Annotated in this window: 17 protein-coding genes and 1 tRNA gene; 12 read left to right on the top strand and 6 right to left on the bottom strand. The window is 68.7% G+C overall.

Annotation, left to right across the window (positions count from 1 at the left end; genetic code table 11):
• Positions 1-3: 3 nt before the first annotated feature.
• The 4 genes from nusA to ACWJIO_RS04455 all read left to right on the top strand — a co-directional run bounded on the left by nusA (position 4) and on the right by ACWJIO_RS04455 (position 5,880).
• Positions 4-1,449 (top strand): transcription termination factor NusA, encoded by a 1,446-nt coding sequence (gene nusA / locus ACWJIO_RS04470; protein WP_480311681.1) that lies wholly within the window; start codon positions 4-6, stop codon positions 1,447-1,449.
• Positions 1,446-1,748 (top strand): YlxR family protein, encoded by a 303-nt coding sequence (locus tag ACWJIO_RS04465; protein WP_480311680.1) that lies wholly within the window; start codon positions 1,446-1,448, stop codon positions 1,746-1,748. The genes nusA and ACWJIO_RS04465 overlap by 4 nt, the downstream gene beginning before the upstream one ends.
• Before the next feature lie 78 nt (positions 1,749-1,826).
• Positions 1,827-5,174: a translation initiation factor IF-2 gene (infB, locus tag ACWJIO_RS04460; protein ID WP_480311679.1), complete on the top strand. Its 3,348-nt coding sequence runs from the start codon at positions 1,827-1,829 to the stop codon at positions 5,172-5,174.
• 28 nt (positions 5,175-5,202) lie between these two features.
• Positions 5,203-5,880, top strand: a complete 678-nt coding sequence (locus ACWJIO_RS04455; protein WP_480311678.1) for a low-complexity tail membrane protein — start codon at positions 5,203-5,205, stop codon at positions 5,878-5,880.
• Here the strand turns inward: ACWJIO_RS04455 and ACWJIO_RS04450 are convergent.
• A complete protein-coding gene (locus ACWJIO_RS04450) occupies positions 5,785-6,003 on the bottom strand; it encodes a photosystem II assembly family protein (RefSeq protein ID WP_480311677.1) in 219 nt (72 codons plus the stop codon). The two genes, ACWJIO_RS04455 and ACWJIO_RS04450, sit on opposite strands and share 96 nt — an antisense overlap.
• A 95-nt stretch (positions 6,004-6,098) precedes the next feature.
• Between ACWJIO_RS04450 and ACWJIO_RS04445 the strand changes: the two genes are divergently transcribed.
• A tRNA-Thr gene (locus ACWJIO_RS04445) sits at positions 6,099-6,170 on the top strand.
• A 745-nt stretch (positions 6,171-6,915) separates the two neighbouring features.
• Here ACWJIO_RS04445 and ACWJIO_RS04440 read toward each other — a convergent pair.
• The 3 genes from ACWJIO_RS04440 to psbA all read right to left on the bottom strand — a co-directional run bounded on the left by ACWJIO_RS04440 (position 6,916) and on the right by psbA (position 8,884).
• Positions 6,916-7,059, bottom strand: a complete 144-nt coding sequence (locus tag ACWJIO_RS04440) for a high light inducible protein (RefSeq protein ID WP_480311957.1) — start codon at positions 7,057-7,059, stop codon at positions 6,916-6,918.
• Positions 7,060-7,157: 98 nt separating this feature from the next.
• Positions 7,158-7,664 carry a cupin domain-containing protein gene (locus ACWJIO_RS04435; protein WP_480311676.1) on the bottom strand — a complete coding sequence of 169 codons (507 nt, stop codon included), beginning with the start codon at positions 7,662-7,664 and terminating at the stop codon, positions 7,158-7,160.
• Positions 7,665-7,804: 140 nt separating this feature from the next.
• Positions 7,805-8,884 carry a photosystem II q(b) protein gene (psbA, locus tag ACWJIO_RS04430; protein ID WP_186697343.1) on the bottom strand — a complete coding sequence of 360 codons (1,080 nt, stop codon included), beginning with the start codon at positions 8,882-8,884 and terminating at the stop codon, positions 7,805-7,807.
• Positions 8,885-9,110: 226 nt separating this feature from the next.
• On the opposite strand from psbA, the gene ACWJIO_RS04425 reads away from it, so the two are divergent.
• Both ACWJIO_RS04425 and ACWJIO_RS04420 read left to right on the top strand, forming a co-directional pair.
• Positions 9,111-9,461, top strand: a complete 351-nt coding sequence (locus tag ACWJIO_RS04425) for a hypothetical protein (protein WP_480311675.1) — start codon at positions 9,111-9,113, stop codon at positions 9,459-9,461.
• Between the two features lie 68 nt (positions 9,462-9,529).
• Positions 9,530-10,093, top strand: coding sequence for a hypothetical protein (locus ACWJIO_RS04420; RefSeq protein ID WP_480311674.1), 564 nt, complete (start codon positions 9,530-9,532; stop codon positions 10,091-10,093).
• 26 nt (positions 10,094-10,119) lie between these two features.
• Here the strand turns inward: ACWJIO_RS04420 and ACWJIO_RS04415 are convergent, their stop codons facing one another.
• Positions 10,120-11,070: an aspartoacylase gene (locus tag ACWJIO_RS04415; RefSeq protein ID WP_480311673.1), complete on the bottom strand. Its 951-nt coding sequence runs from the start codon at positions 11,068-11,070 to the stop codon at positions 10,120-10,122.
• 64 nt (positions 11,071-11,134) lie between these two features.
• Here ACWJIO_RS04415 and ACWJIO_RS04410 point away from each other — a divergent pair, with 64 nt between their 5' ends.
• The 4 genes from ACWJIO_RS04410 (at position 11,135) to ACWJIO_RS04395 (ending at position 15,105) form a co-directional block, all read left to right on the top strand.
• Positions 11,135-12,109 carry a glutathione S-transferase C-terminal domain-containing protein gene (locus ACWJIO_RS04410; RefSeq protein ID WP_480311672.1) on the top strand — a complete coding sequence of 325 codons (975 nt, stop codon included), beginning with the start codon at positions 11,135-11,137 and terminating at the stop codon, positions 12,107-12,109.
• The gene (locus ACWJIO_RS04405; RefSeq protein ID WP_193814693.1) at positions 12,106-12,774 is read left to right on the top strand and encodes a DUF2301 domain-containing membrane protein; all 669 of its coding nucleotides are present in this window, start codon (positions 12,106-12,108) and stop codon (positions 12,772-12,774) included. The genes ACWJIO_RS04410 and ACWJIO_RS04405 overlap by 4 nt, the downstream gene beginning before the upstream one ends.
• A gap of 1 nt (position 12,775) precedes the next feature.
• Positions 12,776-14,770, top strand: a complete 1,995-nt coding sequence (locus ACWJIO_RS04400) for an ABC-F family ATP-binding cassette domain-containing protein (protein WP_480311671.1) — start codon at positions 12,776-12,778, stop codon at positions 14,768-14,770.
• 116 nt (positions 14,771-14,886) lie between these two features.
• Positions 14,887-15,105: a CP12 domain-containing protein gene (locus ACWJIO_RS04395; protein ID WP_480311955.1), complete on the top strand. Its 219-nt coding sequence runs from the start codon at positions 14,887-14,889 to the stop codon at positions 15,103-15,105.
• A 5-nt stretch (positions 15,106-15,110) separates the two neighbouring features.
• Here the strand turns inward: ACWJIO_RS04395 and obgE are convergent, their stop codons facing one another.
• Positions 15,111-16,235: a GTPase ObgE gene (obgE, locus tag ACWJIO_RS04390; RefSeq protein ID WP_480311670.1), complete on the bottom strand. Its 1,125-nt coding sequence runs from the start codon at positions 16,233-16,235 to the stop codon at positions 15,111-15,113.
• 48 nt (positions 16,236-16,283) lie between these two features.
• Here obgE and ACWJIO_RS04385 point away from each other — a divergent pair, with 48 nt between their 5' ends.
• Positions 16,284-17,498 (top strand): ABC transporter ATP-binding protein, encoded by a 1,215-nt coding sequence (locus tag ACWJIO_RS04385; RefSeq protein WP_186700126.1) that lies wholly within the window; start codon positions 16,284-16,286, stop codon positions 17,496-17,498.
• Positions 17,499-17,501: the final 3 nt, after the last annotated feature.

The raw sequence follows: 17,501 nt of genomic DNA, 5'->3' as shown, positions 1-17,501 counted from the left end.
CCCATGGCCCTGGTCTTACTTCCCGGCCTGAACAATCTGATCGAGGACATCAGCGAAGAAAAGAAGCTGGCAGCCTCGGTTGTCGATGCAGCGCTGCGTGAGGCCCTGTTGAAAGGCTATGAGCGCTATCGCCGAACCCTTTACCTCGGCATCAGCGAAGACCCCTTCGAGGAAGATTACTTCTCCAACTTCGACGTCCAGCTGGATCTCGACGAAGAAGGCTATCGGGTGCTGGCCTCCAAAATCATTGTGGAGGAAGTGGAAAGCGAAGACCACCAAATTGCCCTCTCTGAGGTGCAGCAGGTGGCCGAAGACGCCCAGATCGGCGACACCGTGGTTCTGGATGTGACCCCGGAGAAAGACGACTTCGGGCGCATGGCCGCAGCCACCACCAAGCAGGTTCTGGCGCAGAAGCTGCGCGACCAGCAGCGGCGCATGATCCAGGAGGAATTCGCCGATCTGGAAGACCCGGTTCTGACCTCCCGGGTGATCCGCTTCGAGCGCCAGAGTGTGATCATGGCCGTGAGCAGCGGTCTCGGTCGCCCCGAGGTGGAAGCCGAACTGCCGCGGCGTGACCAGCTGCCCAACGACAACTACCGCGCTAACGCCACCTTCAAGGTATTTCTCAAAGAAGTGAGTGAGGTGCCCAGGCGCGGCCCTCAGCTGTTTGTAAGTCGCTCCAATGCGGGCCTTGTGGTTTATCTCTTCGAAAACGAAGTGCCAGAGATCCAGGAGGGTTCTGTGCGCATCGTTGCCGTGGCACGGGAAGCCAATCCGCCCAGCCGTTCGGTCGGACCGCGCACGAAAGTTGCGGTGGATTCGGTGGAGCGGGAGGTGGACCCCGTGGGCGCCTGCATCGGTGCCCGCGGCTCCCGGATTCAGCAGGTGGTGAACGAGCTGCGCGGCGAAAAGATCGATGTGATCCGGTGGTCCCACGATCCCGGCCAATACATCGCCAACTCCCTCAGCCCGGCCCGGGTGGAGGCCGTGCGCCTGGTGGATCCCGATGGGCAGCACGCCCACGTGCTGGTTCCCCCGGATCAACTCAGCCTGGCGATCGGCCGCGAGGGCCAGAATGTTCGGCTGGCGGCCAGGCTGACCGGCTGGAAGATCGACATCAAGAACGCCCACGAGTACGACCAGGCCGGCGAGGACGCCACCGTGGCCGAGCTGATTGCCCTGCGGGAGGCGGATGAGGCCCTGCAGGCCGAGGCCGAGGCCCGGCTGGCGGTGGAACAGGCCACCCGCGCCGAGGAGGACGCCCGCCTGCGGGAGCTCTACCCCCTGCCGGAGGACGAGGAGGGCACGCCCTACGGCTATGGCGGGGACGACCTAGGTGAGGCCGAGACCCCCGCCATCGATCCCCAGGCAGCCGAACCCGCAGAGGCTGAATCTTCTGTAGAGGCTGAACCCGCAGAGGCGGAACCTTCGGAGGCGGAAACCCGGTGAGCCCGTCTTCGCCCGCGGCAGTGGTGCTGCGGCGCTGTGTGGCCTGCCGGACCCTGGTGGATCGCAGCAGGCTCTGGCGGGTGGTGCGCCTGGCCTCTGGTGGGATCCAGCTGGATCAGGGGATGGGCCGCTCGGCCTACCTCTGCCCCTGCAGGCACTGCCTGGATGAGGCCCGGCGGCGGCGGCGGCTGCAGCGATCCCTTCGCTGCCAGGTGGCCGAAGCACTGCTCGACCTGCTGGACGAGCGACTGGATGCCGAGCCTCAGCCATCCTCAGGGGCAAGCTCTGAGGCAAGATGAACCTTGGCTGCAGTGTGCGTGCAGCCTCGTGCCCACGGCCCCCACTGGAGGCCGGAGCCCGGACCCTTGGAGACCTGAATGACCAGCAGCGGCAAAGTCAGAATCTATGAGCTTTCCCGGGATCTGGGCCTGGAGAACAAGGACGTGCTGGATGCTGCCGTGAAGCTGGGCGTGGCGGCCAAGAGCCACAGCAGCTCGATCAGTGACGGCGAAGCCAGCCAGATCCGCCGGCTGATCCAGCAGGGCAGCAACGGCTCCACCCAACCCGCCCCCACGGCTGGGCTTACGGCGGGCAAGGCGATCCTCGCCGTGCAGAAGACGGCTCCGGCCGCTCCCTCGCGCCCCTCTGCCCCCGCTCCCACGGCTCCGAGCCAGGCCGCCTCCCCCCCGGCCCGGCCGGCGGCACCGGCCAGGCCGGCGCTGGCGCCCAAGCCGCCAGGCGGCGAGGCCGATCAGCCCAGAGCGCCCCAGGCCAAGCCAGCGGGGACAGCTACCGCCAAACCCAGCGTCAAACCCACCGTCAAGCCGGTGGTCAAACCCGAGCTGAAGCCAGTGGTCAAGCCTGCTGCTGCCGTCGCAGCTCAGCCGGCAAGGCCAGCGACCACCCCGCTGCGTCCCGCGTCCGCCAAACCGGCCGCCAGTCCGTCGCGACCGGCTTCGCCAGCTCCGGGCCGCCCCGCCAGTGCCCAGCCCGGTGATCGCCAGCCTGCGGCAGCCCGGCCGGCCACTCAGGCCCGCCCGCCCGTGGTGATCGCCTCCAGGCCGGCCCGGCCAAGCACTCCTGCCCCGAGCCGCAAACAGGACCCGCCCGCCCGGCCCGGCGGCAACAGGCCCCAGCTGGTGGGCAAGCCGATCAGTCCCCAGGCCGCCAGCAGCAGGCCACCGGGCCCCGGCAGCCGACCCTCACCTCCAGGCAGCAGGACGCCCCAGGGACAACGCCCCGCCCCGCCTCAGCGGGCGGGGGCGCCAGCGCCCATCCGCCCCGGCCAGACCGGTGGTGGCGGGCGTCCCGCTCCCACACCGCTGGAGCTGGTGGGCAAACCCATCCGCCGTGACAGCAGCGGGACCGCTGGCCCCAGGGTGGCCGGCCCCGGCCGTCCAGGCATGCCGGCCGGCATGCGCAAGCCCGTGGCGCCCGGCGAGCTGATGCAGCTCCAGAAGCCTGGCGGGCGCACCCCGGCTCCGCCGCCGCGCCGCCCCGGCGATCGCCCTGCCGAAAGCGGCACAGGCAACGGCAACACCCCCGATCTTGTACGCCCGAACGCCTCTCCAGCGGCGGCACCACGCCGTCCAGGCTTCCGCGCCCCCGTGCCGGCCGGCCGGCCGCGCCGTCCCGACTGGGATGACAGCGCCAAGCTGGAGGCCCTGCGCAGCCGTGCACCGCAGCGCCAGCGGCCCAAAGTTCACATCATCGGCGACAACGACGACGCCCTCACGGCCGAAACCGGCGGCTACGCCGGCGAGCAGGAGGCGGTGGTGCTCCAGGCCAGCCTGGCACGCCCCTCCAAGGCCAGAGTCCGCACCGCTGCAGCCCCCAGGCCCACGGTGGCGGCGCGCAAACGCAAGAAGGAAACCACCCGTCAGCGCCAGCGCCGCCGTGCCATGGAGCTGCGTGCCTCCCGCGAGGCCAAGCAGCAGAGGCCCGAGATGCTGATCGTGCCGGAGGGCAACCTCACGGTGCAGGAGCTGGCCGAAAAACTCGGCCTGGAGAGCTCCGAAATCATCAAGAGCCTCTTCTTCAAAGGCATCATCGCCACGGTCACCCAGAGCCTGGATCTCTCCACGATCGAGGCGGTGTCGGAGGAATTCGGCGTGCCTGTGCTCCAGGACGACGCCGAGGAGGCCGCAGCCAAGACGGTGGAGATGATCGAGGCGAGCGACCTCGAGCACCTGATCCGGCGACCTCCGGTGGTGACGGTGATGGGCCACGTGGACCACGGCAAGACCAGTCTGCTCGATGCGATCCGCAAGACCCGGGTGGCCGCCGGCGAGGCCGGGGGCATCACCCAGCACATCGGCGCCTACCAGGTGCAGATCGAGCAGGACGGCGTGCCGCGCAAGCTGACCTTCCTGGACACCCCCGGCCACGAGGCCTTCACGGCGATGCGCGCCCGGGGCACCAAGGTGACCGACGTGGCCGTGCTGGTGGTGGCCGCCGATGACGGCGTCCGGCCCCAGACCCTGGAGGCGATCAGCCATGCCCGGGCCGCCAAGGTGCCGATCGTGGTGGCGATCAACAAGATCGACAAGGAGGGCGCTTCGCCCGAACGGGTGAAGCAGGAGCTCTCCGGTCTCGATCTGGTGGCTGAAGACTGGGGCGGCAATGTGGTGATGGTGCCCGTGAGCGCCATCAAGGGCGAGAACGTGGACAAGCTGCTGGAGATGATCCTGCTGCAGTCCGAGGTGGAGGATCTTCAGGCCAACCCTGACCGCCGCGCCAAGGGCACCGTGATCGAGGCCCACCTCGACAAGGCCAAGGGCCCAGTGGCCACCCTGCTGGTGCAGAACGGCACCCTGCGCCCCGGCGATGTGCTGGCGGCCGGCCCGATCCTGGGCAAGGTTCGGGCCATGGTGGATGACACCGGCAAGCGGGTGAAGGAAGCCGGCCCCTCCTATGCCGTGGAGGCCCTGGGCTTCAGCGAAGTGCCCACCGCCGGCGATGAGTTCGAGGTGTTCGCCGATGAGAAGTCGGCGCGCGCCGTGGTGGGCGATCGGGCCAATGAGGCCCGGGCGACGCGCCTGGCCCAGCAGATGGCCTCCAGGCGGGTGTCTCTGGCCTCGATGTCCGGCCAGGCCAGCGAAGGCGAGCTCAAGGAACTCAACCTGATCCTCAAGGCCGATGTGCAGGGCTCGGTGGAGGCGATTCTCGGCTCCCTCGAACAACTGCCCCAGGGCGAGGTACAGGTGCGGGTGCTGCTCTCGGCCCCGGGAGAGATCACCGAGACCGACGTGGATCTGGCCGCCGCCTCTGGCGCGGTGATCGTGGGCTTCAATACCTCGATGGCCCCCGGTGCCAAGCGAGCCGCTGACGCCACCGGCGTGGACGTGCGCGACTACGACGTGATCTACAAGCTCCTGGAGGACATCCAGCTGGCCATGGAGGGCCTGCTGGAGCCGGAGCTGGTGGAGGAGGCCCTCGGCGAGGCGGAGGTGCGTGCGGTGTTCACCATCGGCAAGAGCGCTGTGGCGGGCTGCTACGTGACCACGGGCAAGCTTCAGCGCAACTGCAAGATCAGGGTGCGCCGTGGCCGCGAGGTGGCCTACGAGGGCGATCTCGACTCCCTGCGCCGCAACAAGGACGATGTGAAGGAGGTGGCCACCGGCTTCGAGTGCGGCATCGGCTGCGATCGGTTCACCGGCTGGCAGGAAGGCGATCGGGTGGAGGCGTTCAAACTGGTGACCCAGCGACGCACGCTCAGCACCTGAGCGCCGCCCTCTCCTGAGCCTCCCAGCCTTGACCCCCCGCAGCGAGCCCCTGCTCTGGCTTCAGCTCATCGCCCTGGGGGCCATCCCCCTGGAGCTGCTGCTGCTGCTGCTGCTCCTGGCTGGGGCCGATCCGGGGCCGGCTCCAGCCCTGGAGCGGCTGCTGGCCTGGGGTCTTGGCGTTCTGGCGCCCTCGCTGCTGCTCTGGCGCCAGCCGGCCGACTGCTGTTCGCTGCTGCTGGTGCAGGTTCCCCTGGCCGGGCGCAGCCCGTTGCAACGCCGCCTTGCTGCCCTGCAGGATGGCCTGCCGGCCAAGCTGCTCGGCGCCCTTGGTGCCCTGGGACTGCTGCCGCTGCTCTGGACCCTGGACGCACGGGCCGCCGCCGTCTCGGGCTTCTCTCCCCTGGCCCAGAGCAACCGCCTGGTGGTGCTGCTGCTGAGCGTTCCGCTGCTGGCAGTGTTGCTCTGGCAGTGGCATCAGCTGATGCAGGCCAGCTGGCTGCTGAGCCGCAGCCAGACGGAACTGGAGCAGGCGGCGCCCCTGAGCGCCGAACAGCTGGCGCAACGGCGCCTCTGCCTGGGCTTGCCCCTGCTGCTGCTGGATCCCCTCGTCTCAGTCAGGGTCGGCGGCGGGGGTGCGGTTGCGATCGAACCAGAGCAAGCCCCCAAACAGGACGAGGGCGCTGATCTGGATGAGCAGGTCAGCTGAGGCCACCTCGGCTCCAGAGGCCCCGCGCATCGCCATCGTTGCCAGCCCCACGGCGCCGGAGGCCGCCAGAGCCAGCCACAAGCCGCGGCGCAGACCACGCCAGGGGGTGCGCAGTTCCTGCATCAACCGGGCCCTCAGCTCTGGATCAAGCGGGCGTGGCTGGGTCCCCATGGGCGGCCTGGTTGGAGCGGTCCCCACAATGCTAATTTCGATCCGGTGCCGGTGTAGCTCAGCGGTAGAGCAACTGATTCGTAATCAGTAGGCCATCGGTTCAAATCCGATCATCGGCTTCAGTCCTCCGCAGGAATTTGAGCCATAGGCACCGAGCTCGAGACCTTCAGGTCCACGTCTCAGTGGGAGTCAGAGCCTTTCGGTGGCTTGGGGTTGAGCTGTTTGATGCCAGCCAACGGGTTGAAAGAAGGGGCATGACCAGCGGCGGCTTGGCCCTAGAGACGAAGTTCGATCACCAGTCGACATGGCTGACTGACGTGAATCATGGGAATGGTGGTAGCAATTGCGGGGAAGACTGCAATCATGGCGAGCAGCCCATGAACCAGCTGAGCTAATTCATGGGTCTCATCACTGCTGATTGAGGCCATTCACGTGACCTTGATGAATGCAGCGATGCAGTCCTTCTTGATACTTCCCGCCTCAAACAGCCGCAGCCGAGTTGGTGGATGAGCTGTTCAGAAGACGATCTCCCCCGGGGTGTTCAGCTAGCGGCTCAACCAGAGCCGAGGTGTCCCGGCATGACCAGAAAGCGCGCGCCGATCGGGGAGAGATCCCCTTCAAGGAGATGGGCAGAACCAGCAGATCACTCCGGCCAAATCAAGCTGGCAGCAGTGGGATAGTGCACGGCTGAAGGGAAGATCCGGCTGCGGCTTCAGCACGCCGGCGCCAGGGGCCGAAGTTAGCGGGGGTTGTGCGGAGCGAGATCGCTGGGGCGGGAGAGAACGAAGCCCACCATGGCAGTGAGAACGATCACCAGACCAGTGACCCCGGCGATGGCTGCGGAATAGTCAGTGCTCATGGCGATCAACCCAGACCGATCTGGGAAAGGATGCCTTGGCCAGTGAGCAGCTCGGTGCCGAGGCCGATCACGAAGCCAAGCATGGCCAGACGGCCATTCCAGGTTTCCGCGAAGGCACTGAAGCCGAAGCGGGTGGCGGTGTCGTCCATCGAGATCACGAAGTGTTTCGACAAGTGTAACAGACTGTGAAGGGGCAGTGGCTCGCCACGGTGCCCTTCTGGCCCCGTAGCGCCAGCCAGCGGGTTGTTCACAGAAACCTGGTGCACTCCCCGGGCATGTCGATGCGCTCTGCGCTCTCGGCAAGGAGTTCGAAATCGTCGAACTCAAAACCCGGGGCCACGCTGCAGACCACCAGACTCCAGCGCCCCCGGCTGCAGGCGGCCTGCCACCAGTCGGCCGGCACGACGGTCACTGGGGTGAGCGGGCTGGCTTCAGGGCTCGTGGCGCCAGGCCCGGCCAGGGCCCTGAGCCTTGACACGCTGGCTTGTCCCCCCGCTGGCGGCAGCCGCCAGAGGTCAAGCGGATCGCCGCCGAGATGCTGCCAGGACTCCTCGGCCTGCCTGACCCGGTGCCAGCGGCTGATATCGCCCGCAGCCAGCAGGAACACGATCTGGGTGAAAGCGCTGCGCCTGGCTCCATCGGGGCGGGTCACCGCCAGATTGCTGCGGTGCAGTTCCCGATACCAGCCCCCCTCCGGATGGGCCTGGAGCTGGAACTGCTCCACCAGGGCAGCGATCTCAGGGTTGGCAGGCATTGGGGAGGCGTTGATTGAGCAACCATCAAAAAGCCCCCCTGCTGAGAGGGGGGCAGAAGGGGATTCCGTCTGGTCTGGAGCTGTTCAAGGCTGAGGCTCCCTGGTGAGCAAGCTCACAGGAGACCCCAACCCGTTCAGCTTCAGCCGATCGCCGGGGCGGTCAGAGCCACGGGGGTGGCTTCTGCAGCAGCCAGGTCGAGGGGGAAGTTGTGAGCGTTGCGCTCGTGCATCACTTCCATACCCAGGTTGGCGCGGTTCAGCACGTCGGCCCAGGTGTTCACCACACGGCCCTGGCCGTCGAGGATCGACTGGTTGAAGTTGAACCCGTTCAGGTTGAAGGCCATCGTGCTCACGCCCAGGGCGGTGAACCAGATGCCGATCACCGGCCAGGCAGCCAGGAAGAAGTGCAGGCTGCGGCTGTTGTTGAAGCTGGCGTATTGGAAGATCAGGCGACCGAAGTAACCGTGGGCAGCCACGATGTTGTAGGTCTCTTCCTCTTGGCCGAACTTGTAGCCGTAGTTCTGGCTCTCGCTCTCGGTGGTTTCACGCACCAGCGAGGAGGTCACCAGTGAGCCGTGCATGGCGGAGAACAGCGAGCCACCGAACACACCGGCCACACCCAGCATGTGGAAGGGGTGCATCAGGATGTTGTGCTCAGCCTGGAACACCAGCATGAAGTTGAAGGTGCCGCTGATGCCGAGGGGCATGCCGTCGGAGAAGGAGCCCTGACCGAAGGGGTACACCAGGAACACAGCCGAAGCGGCAGCCACGGGGGCGCTGTAGGCAACGCAGATCCAGGGGCGCATGCCCAGGCGGTAGGAGAGTTCCCACTCGCGACCCATGTAGCAGAAGATGCCGATCAGGAAGTGGAACACAACCAGCTGGTAAGGACCGCCGTTGTAGAGCCACTCGTCGAGGCTGGCAGCTTCCCAGATGGGATAGAAGTGCAGGCCGATGGCGTTGCTGGAGGGCACAACAGCACCGGAGATGATGTTGTTGCCGTAGATCAGCGAACCGGCGACCGGCTCACGGATGCCGTCGATGTCGACGGGGGGAGCGGCGATGAAAGCCACGATGTAGCAGATGGTCGCAGCCAGCAGGGTGGGGATCATCAGCACGCCGAACCAGCCCACGTAGAGGCGGTTGTTGGTGGAGGTGACCCACTCGCAGAACTGCGCCCAGCTGCTGGCGCCGGAGCGCTGCTGGAGAGTGGTGGTCATGAGAACAGGTGATGGGTGCTCGAAAGAGCAGGTAAGTAGGACGGCAGAAGCTCTCCTGGGCAAAGCCCGGAAGCAGGAACGGCCGCGGGACGGAACCCCGTCGCCGCTTAACGTAACAGAACGTTGCGGGGTTTGTGAAGAGGGGTGTCGCGGTCCGTGGCGATCGGCCCCCGGCGCTGGCCACTCCGCTATGTCTGCGACACCCTCACGCAATCGAGGCATGGCCATGCCAGCCCCCCCGGCCCGCTTTCAGGTCCGCCTGCCGCTGGCCCTGGCGCTGACCCTGGCGGCGGCCTTCACCCTGGGCGCCTGCGAGAAGAAGCCCTCCGCCGAGCTGCAGCAACTGCAGCAGCGCCTTGAGCAGCAGGACCTCAAGATCCAGCAGCTGGAGCAGAAGCTCAATGCGGTGACACCCAGGGGAGCAGCCGACAGCAGCGGCAAGCCTCCGGCAGGGCCGGTGAAGTCGCTCACCTACAGGAGCGGCACCAGTGACGACCGCCTGCGCATCTACTGGGCGGACGGCACCCAGAGCGATCTGCCCTGCACTGAGGAGCAGGCCACCCTCGTTTGTGGCTGATCGGGGCTTCCGCAGGGGCGGCGAAGGCTCCAGCCTCTGGGGACTCCAAGAGCTGCGGGCCTTTCTCCATGGGGCGCTCCACCACCTGCCATCTCCAGAGGTCCTATCGGGCTGCCCAGGCCATGGCGGGCCCACTGCTCAAGCGCATGGGGTTCCTGGTCACCCGCTGCGTGATGAGCTCGGGCCTCGTGCTGGCCGCCACGGTGCTGGAAGCGCCTCTGGGCCAGGCGCAAGAGCCGTCGCCTGGGAGCCTGACCGGCCAGACCCTGCAACGGATCGAACAGATCATGAGCGAGGCGGCGGGCCTGCAGCGGGGGATCAACCTGGCCCGCGGCACCGCGGCCACACTCAACGGCGGTCTGAGTGCCTACCGGCCAGCCCTGTGCATGTTCCAAGGGGTCAGCAACAACCCCTGCCTGGTGGATCGCTCCGAGGCGGGGTTCACCTTCCGCTTCCTGGGCGGCAGCCCAGGCTGGGAACAACTGCAACTTCCAGCCACGGTGGAAACCGAGCTGGTGATCTCCCCCGACGGCCGCAGCGTGGTGCAGATCCTCTACAACGGCTTTCCAAGGCCTGAGCCTGCCCCCACTCCGGAGCCTGCCGCTCCCGACGCAGACAATCCTCCATTCTGAGTGCCTGGTCCGGTTGCGCCTTGGGCTCAGGTCGAACCCAGTCCGGCTGCCAGCTGCCGCAAGGCCTGCCCCCAGGACTCCTGCACGGTCCACACCTGCCGTTGCGTGAGGCTCAGGGCGATGCCCTTCTCGCCATAGGCGGCCTCATTGACGAACACCGCCACAGGCGGCTCGCCGCTCTGCTCGGCCTCAAAGCGCAGCACCGTGCCATCGGCATCGAGGAAGAGGGGATCGCCACCGTGCAGCGGCACCCAGTCGCGCGACTGCAGCGCCGGGTGAATGCAGGCCCGGGGCGAGCCATCGGCGCGGCGGGGCACATCGAGGCTGCCCAGATGGGAGTGCACCACCAATTCGGGGGGTAGCCGCAGCGTGCCGGCCCGGGCGGCCGCCAGCACCGCCAGGGCCGCCTCCAGCCCCAGCTGGGTCTGCCGGCAGATCCGGGCCTGGAGCACCCCCTGGGGCACGGGGCCCACCTCGATCACCACCCCACAGGGCCACTGCTCCAGCAGAAAGCCCGTCTGGCTGGCATCCCCCTCATGCAGGTAGATGGGCAGGCCCAGACGGCCCTGGATGCCGGCGGCCAGGGCCAGATCGGCGGGGCGCCGGCCGTAGACCACCAGGCAGTTGCCCATGGCGCTGGTGGTGCTGTGCAGATCGATCACCGCCCCACAGGGCGCGCTGCCCTTGGGACCATGGCTGGCGATCAGCTCGCGGGCGCGGCGCACTTCAAGGGCCTGCTCGGCGGGGTCCTGCAGCAGCGACCCGCTGAAGCAGCGGTTCAGGTCGCGCTCGAGGTAGCGGCGGTTGCAGGCGTAGGCGGCGGGGTTGCCGAGCACCAGGTGCAGGGGAAGTCCTGCGGAGGCGAGGGTTTCGGGGCGCTGCTGCCAGTGCTCCAGCAGCCAGGGGGCATTGCGCTCATTGCCATGGGTACCCGCCACCACCAGCACGCCGGCGGCCTGACCTGAACGCTCCTGCACGGGCCTCTCCCTGGCGTCTGGCCCCAGCCTGGCGCAGAGTCGAAGCAGCAGTGAGGGCAGGCCGATGGCACCAGCACCGATCCTGGTGCGCAGCGCCCGCTGCGCCTGGCAGTGGCAGTGGCGGCAGCTGATGGGGGGCCTGGCGCCCGCCGATGCGGCCGGCAACTACCGCCGCCCTGAGGGGGTGTTCACCTCCCCACCTCCGCCGCCGCCGGACGCCGCTGAACCCGGCGGCCATGTGCTGATCGTGGGCAGGAGCTGCCCCTGGGCGCACCGGGCCTGGCTGGTGTGGAGCCTGCGCCAGCTCGGCGGCAGCATCAGCCTGCAGGTGGCGGAGCCCGATCCGGAGGCGGGCCGCTGGCGCTTCCGGCAGCCGTTCCTGGGCTGCGACAGCCTGCAGGAGCTCTACCGCCTGTGCGGGGCCCCGGCCGGGGTGCGGGCGACGGTGCCGGTGCTGGTGTCGCCGCGGCGGGGCGAGGTGCTGGTGGGCGAGAGCGCCCGGCTGATCGAACTGCTCAACCGCTGGCCCTCCCCCGGCGACTGCGACCTCGACCCTGCCGCCCAGCAGGAGCTGAGCCAGGCCTGGCGGCAGCGGCTCCAGCACGCTGTGAACGACGGCGTCTACCGCTGCGGCTTTGCCCGCAACCAACAGGCCTACGACCGCGCCGAAGCCGCCCTGTTCAGCACCCTCGCCGAGGCCGAGCGGCAGCTGGGTGAGAGCGAGGCCACCAGCCCCTGGCTGAGCGGTCCCAACCCCAGCCTGGCCGATGTGCAGCTGTTCCCCACCCTGATCCGACTGGAGCTGGTGTACGCCCCCCTGTTCGGGGTGAGCCGGCTGCCCCTGAACCAGCTGCCGGCGCTGTGGCGCTGGCGCTCGCGCTTCCACGCCCTGCCCGGGGTGGCGGACACCTGCTGGCCGGACGCCTGGCGACAGGACTACTTCGGAGCCCTGTTTCCACTGCATCCCTCGGGGATCGTCCCGGCCGGCCCTCCCCTGGCCACACTGGTGGGAGATCCACCCGCACCTGGGGCGCCATGACGGACTCAGCCATTGATCCCACCGGGCCTTCCGCAGCGGAGCCGGTGTTCCAGGGCGTCTATGGCCCGTTCACGATCACGGCCGAGGACCGCCGCGAGGTGCTGGGCTACCGGCTCAGCCTGCTGCTGGTGGCCCTGGCTCAGATCGCCCTGCTGGCCCAGTGGCGCTGGCTGGGGGATGGCTGGCTCTGGCCCTGGCTGCTGCCGATGGCAGCGGGCCTGGGGCTGGCCTTGCGCTGGATCCACATCTATCTGAAACCCCTGCATCAGGCCCTGCGGGCCTTCTGGCTGCTGGGCTGCCTGGGCTTCCTGGCCCTGGGGGTCCAGGCCGGCCCGGGGGCGATGGCCGCGGCCCTGCAGGCCGACGGTCGCTGGATCTGGGCCGTTGGGCCCTTCTTCGCGGCCCTGGCGGGGATCGGCTTCAAGGAGTTCTTCTGTTTCCAGCGGCCCGAGGCGATCGGCGTGACCCTGCTGTTGCCCCTGGCCCTGCTCGGCCAGCTCAGCGGCCTGCTATCGCCGACGGCCAGCGGCAGCCTGCTGGCCGTCGAGGCGGCGCTGCTGCTGGTGCTCTGCCTGCGCAAGTTCCCCATGCCCGCCGCGGCGGATGTGGGCGACAAGAGCGTCTTCGCGGCACTGCAGGATCGCCGCCAGGGCGCCGGAGCCTGACGTGAGCCTGATCAGCCTGGTGGACGTCCGCAAGGACTTCGGCATCCGCACCCTGTTCGAGCAGCTCACCCTGCACATCGGCGAGCGCGAGCGCCTGGGTCTGATCGGACCCAACGGCGCCGGCAAGAGCACCCTGCTGAAGCTGCTGGCCGGCGAGGAGCCCCCCGGCGCCGGGCAGCGCCGCACCCTGCCCCAGGCCCGCGTCGTGCTGGTGAGCCAGGACCCGGTGCTCGATCCGGAGCGCACCGTGCTCGACCAGGTGTTCGAGGGCAGTGGCGAAAAACTGGCCCTGCTGCGCCGTTACACGGCGGTGAGCGATGCTCTGGCCCACGCCCGGGACGATGACGCCACGGCCCTGCTGGCGGAGCTGGGCGAGCTGAACAGCCGCATGGACCAGAGCCAGGCCTGGGGCCTGGAGCAGCAGGTGCGGGAGGTGCTGGATCGTCTCGGCGTCGACGGCGTGGGGCGCCGGGTGGGGGAGCTCTCGGGGGGCTTCCGCAAGCGCCTCGCCCTGGCCTCCGCCCTGGTGGCCGAACCCGATGTGCTGCTGCTCGACGAGCCCACCAACCACCTCGATGCCGACTGCATCCAGTGGCTGCAGGGTTACCTGGGGCGCTTCCCCGGGGCCCTGGTGCTGATCACCCACGACCGCTACGTGCTCGACCAGGTGGCCGATCGGATCGTGGAGGTGGACCGCGGCGAGGCCAGGAGCTACGGCGGCAACTACGCCACCTACCTGGCCCGCAAGGCCGAGGACGAGGCCTCAGCCGCATCCAGCGAGGCCAAGTTCAAGGGGGTGCTGCGGCGGGAGCTGGAGTGGCTGCGGCGCGGTCCCCAGGCCCGCAGCACCAAGCAGAAAGCCCGCATCCAGCGGATCGAGGCGATGCAGGAGGCGCCACGCCGCCAGAGCCGCGGCCAGCTGAGCCTGGCCAGCAACCAGCGCCGGCTGGGCAAGCGGGCGATCGAGGCGGAGGCCCTGAGCATCTGGGCCAACGAGGCCTGCCGCCAGCGGGGCGAGCCCCCGCTGCTGCGGGAGTTCAGCTACGACTTCAGCCCCGAGGACCGGGTGGGGATCATCGGCCCCAACGGCTCGGGCAAATCCACCCTGCTGGACCTGATCGCCGGGCGGCGTCCGGTGCAGGAGGGCCGCCTGGAGCTGGGCTCCACCGTGAAGCTGGCCTATTTCGACCAGCACAGCGACGTGTTGGGAGAGGAGCGCGATGCGGCCGGCCGCGAGCGCAAGGTGATCGACGTGGTGACCGAGGCGGCCAGCAGCGTGGAGGTGGAGGGCAGCCGGATCAGCGCCTCCCAGCTGCTGGAGCGCTTCCTGTTCCCCCCGGCCCAGCAGCACCAGCCGGTGAGCAGGCTCTCGGGGGGCGAGCGGCGGCGGCTGCACCTCTGCCGGCTGCTGATCGAGGCCCCGAATGTGCTGCTGCTGGATGAGCCCACCAACGATCTGGACGTCCAGACCCTCACGGTGCTCGAAGACTTCCTCGAGGACTTCCGCGGCTGCGTGGTGGTGGTGTCCCACGACCGGTACTTCCTCGATCGCAGCGTGGACCGGCTGTTCGCCTTCCATGACGGCGTGCTGGAGCGATTCGAGGGCAACTACAGCGCCTACCTGGAGCAGCAGCAGCAACGGCGCAGCAGGGCCCGGGACAGCTCACGGACGAAGCCGGAGGCCTCACAGGCCGACCAATCAGCCCAGGACGGGCCCCAGACAGCTGAGCCCGCGCCAGCGGTGCCCCAGGCCGCAACCAGCTCCGAACCGGATCAGAAGCGGCGGCGCAGCTTCCGGGAAAACCGGGAACTGAGCCAGATCGATCACGATCTCCCCGTGTGGGAGGAGCACTGCCGGGTGCTGCAGCGGCGGATGGCCGAGGAGAGCAGCGACTACGCCGCCCTGGAGGCCCTGACCCAGGAGCTCTCGGAGCTGAGCGGCCGCATCGCCAGGGCCGAGGAGCGCTGGCTCGAGCTCAGCGAGCTGGTCGGCTGACGGCGCCAGGGCTCCATCAGCGGCCCACCACAGAGCCACGATCAGCAGGCATCCGGGCTTGCATGGCCCGTAAGGTGGGCGTCAATGCGCTTCGGACCGACCCGGCCGGCAACTGCATGAACAACATCGACGAGCACATCCAGAAGGACCAGACCGAGATGGAAGCGGCGAAAGCTTCCGGCAATCTCGGCAAGGTCCGCCATCTCGAGGATGAGCTCAAGGGACTCCAGGAGTACAAGGCCCACCACCCCGAAGACAGCCACGACCCCTCCCCGCTTGAGGTGTACTGCGAGCTGAACCCCGAAGCCCCCGAGTGCCGGGTCTACGACGACTGAGCCCCTCAGGCCTCCGGCAGGGCTGAAGGAGCTGCCAGGACCAGAGCCTCTGGCTTCTGCTCAGCTCCGACCACCACGACAGCGTCCTCCTGGTCTCTTCGGACGGCAGCGGCGGCGTCGAGCTCTCGCCACACCACGGCCAGCAGTTGCTCCAGGTTTCTGGAGGTGGCTCCGGAAATGGCGAGCACCTCTTGAATTCCATTCCTGAAGCTGTTGCCCCCCGGACGGCAGTGCGCGATGACATCCGCCTGAACCCCCTTGAGGATCTCCGGATCCAGCAGCTCAATCTTGTTGAGCGCCACCACCCGGGGCCGCTCGCTGAGTCCGTGACCGTAGGCCTTCAGCTCGGTTTCCACCACCTTCAGGTCCTCCAGCACGGAAGCTGAGGAGACATCGATCAGATGCACCAGCAGCCGGGTGCGCTCGATGTGCCTCAGGAAGTCGTGGCCCAGCCCGGCGCCCTGGGCGGCCCCGGCGATCAGTCCGGGGATGTCGGCGAACACGGTGCCATCGCCGCTGGGGCGGCGCACCACCCCCAGGTTGGGCACCAGGGTGGTGAAGGGGTAGTCAGCGACCTTCGGCCGGGCGGCTGAGAGCACCGAGATCAGGGTGCTCTTGCCGGCATTGGGCAGGCCGATGATCCCCACCTCGGCCAGCAGCTTGAGTTCGAGCTGCAGCAGCCACTCCTCGCCCTCCTTGCCCTCGGTGAACTTCTCCGGCGCCCGGTTGCGGTTGCTGAGGTAGTGGGCATTGCCCAGGCCACCGCGGCCGCCCAGGGCCACCAGCAGCTCATCGCCCGGGGCCGTCAGATCCCCGAACAGGATGCCGGTGCGGGAGTCGCGCACCTCGGTGCCACAGGGCACCTTGATGCGCAGCACATCGCCGCCGGCACCGCTGCGCCGGTTCGGCCCGCCGCGGCGGCCATCGATGGCCTGGAACAGGCGCCGGTAGCGGAAGTCCAGCAGGGTCTGAAGGTTGGCGTCGGCCTGCAACAGCACATCGCCGCCGCGGCCGCCATCGCCACCGGAGGGGCCGCCGGCTGGAACGTATTTCTCCCGTCGGAACGCCACGATGCCATCGCCACCGCGGCCGGCCTTGACGGCGATTCGGGCCTGATCGATGAACTGCATGGCCCAAACCTAGGATTCCAGCTGAAAGCGGGCCACGTGGGAGCAGGTTTGGCGGAGGTTCGGTTCCACGGCGTCGGCAAGATCTATCCACCCCGCCGGGGCGGAGCGCCGGTGGAGGTGCTGCGGCAGCTGGAGCTGCATGTGCGCGACGGCGAATTCCTGGTGCTGGTGGGGCCTTCCGGCTGCGGCAAGAGCACCCTGCTGCGCCTGCTGGCCGGGCTGGAGCAGCCCACTTCCGGCACGATCTCAGTGGGGGAGCGCGACGTGACGGGGCTGCGGCCGGCCCAGCGCGATGTGGCCATGGTGTTCCAGAGCTATGCCCTCTATCCCCATCTGACGGTGGCCGGGAACCTGAGCTTCGGGCTGCGGCGCAGCCGGCCCCGCACCGCCATCCAGCAGCTGCAGGACAGGCTGCACCTGGCCAGCCAGCATCTGCCCCGCCCCCTGCGCGTCCGCTCGCCCCGGGAGGAACGGATCGCCGCCCGGGTGCGCCAGGTGGCCGGCAGCCTCGAACTCGATCCGCTGCTGCAGCGCCTGCCCAAGGAACTCTCCGGGGGGCAGAAGCAACGGGTGGCCCTGGGCCGGGCGATCGCCCGCCAGCCGGCCGTGTTCCTGATGGATGAACCGCTCAGCAACCTCGATGCCAAGTTGCGCGCCGGCACCCGCGCCCAGATCGTGGAGCTGCAGCGCTCCCTGGGCACCACCACCCTCTACGTGACCCACGACCAGGTGGAGGCGATGACGATGGGCCACCGCATCGCCGTGCTCAATGGCGGCAGGCTGCAGCAGCTGGGCACGCCGCTGGAGCTCTACCAGTGGCCCGCCAACCTGTTCGTGGCCCAGTTCATCGGCAGCCCGCCGATGAATCTGCTGCCGGTCGCCGCCGTGGCGGCGGGGCAGCTGCAGCTGGGGGGCCGCAAGCTGCCGGTGGAGGGGCCCATGGCCGAGGTGCTGGCTGCCAAGGCTGGCCAGGAGCTCACCGCCGGGCTGCGGCCGGAGCACCTGCGGCTGGCCCCGGCCACGAACCGCAACCTGGCGGCGGAGGTGCAGCACGTGGAGGCCCTGGGCAATGAGCAACTGCTGAGCTGCCGGCTGGAGGCCGGCGACCATCTGGTGCAGGTGCGGGTGGCGCCGGAGGAGCGCCTGGCCGCGGGGCACACCATCCATCTCGATCCAGAGCCGGCAGGCTGGCGCCTGTTCGACGCCGCCGGCAACGCCCTGGCGCCGGAGAGCCAGCCGGCCCTGAGCCTGCCGGATCTCTAGCCC

Source organism: Paraciimarium castrense LEGE 11436 (assembly GCF_056633055.1).
The sequence above is the reverse complement of the archived record's forward strand: the minus strand, read 5'-3'. Positions and strand labels throughout refer to the sequence as shown.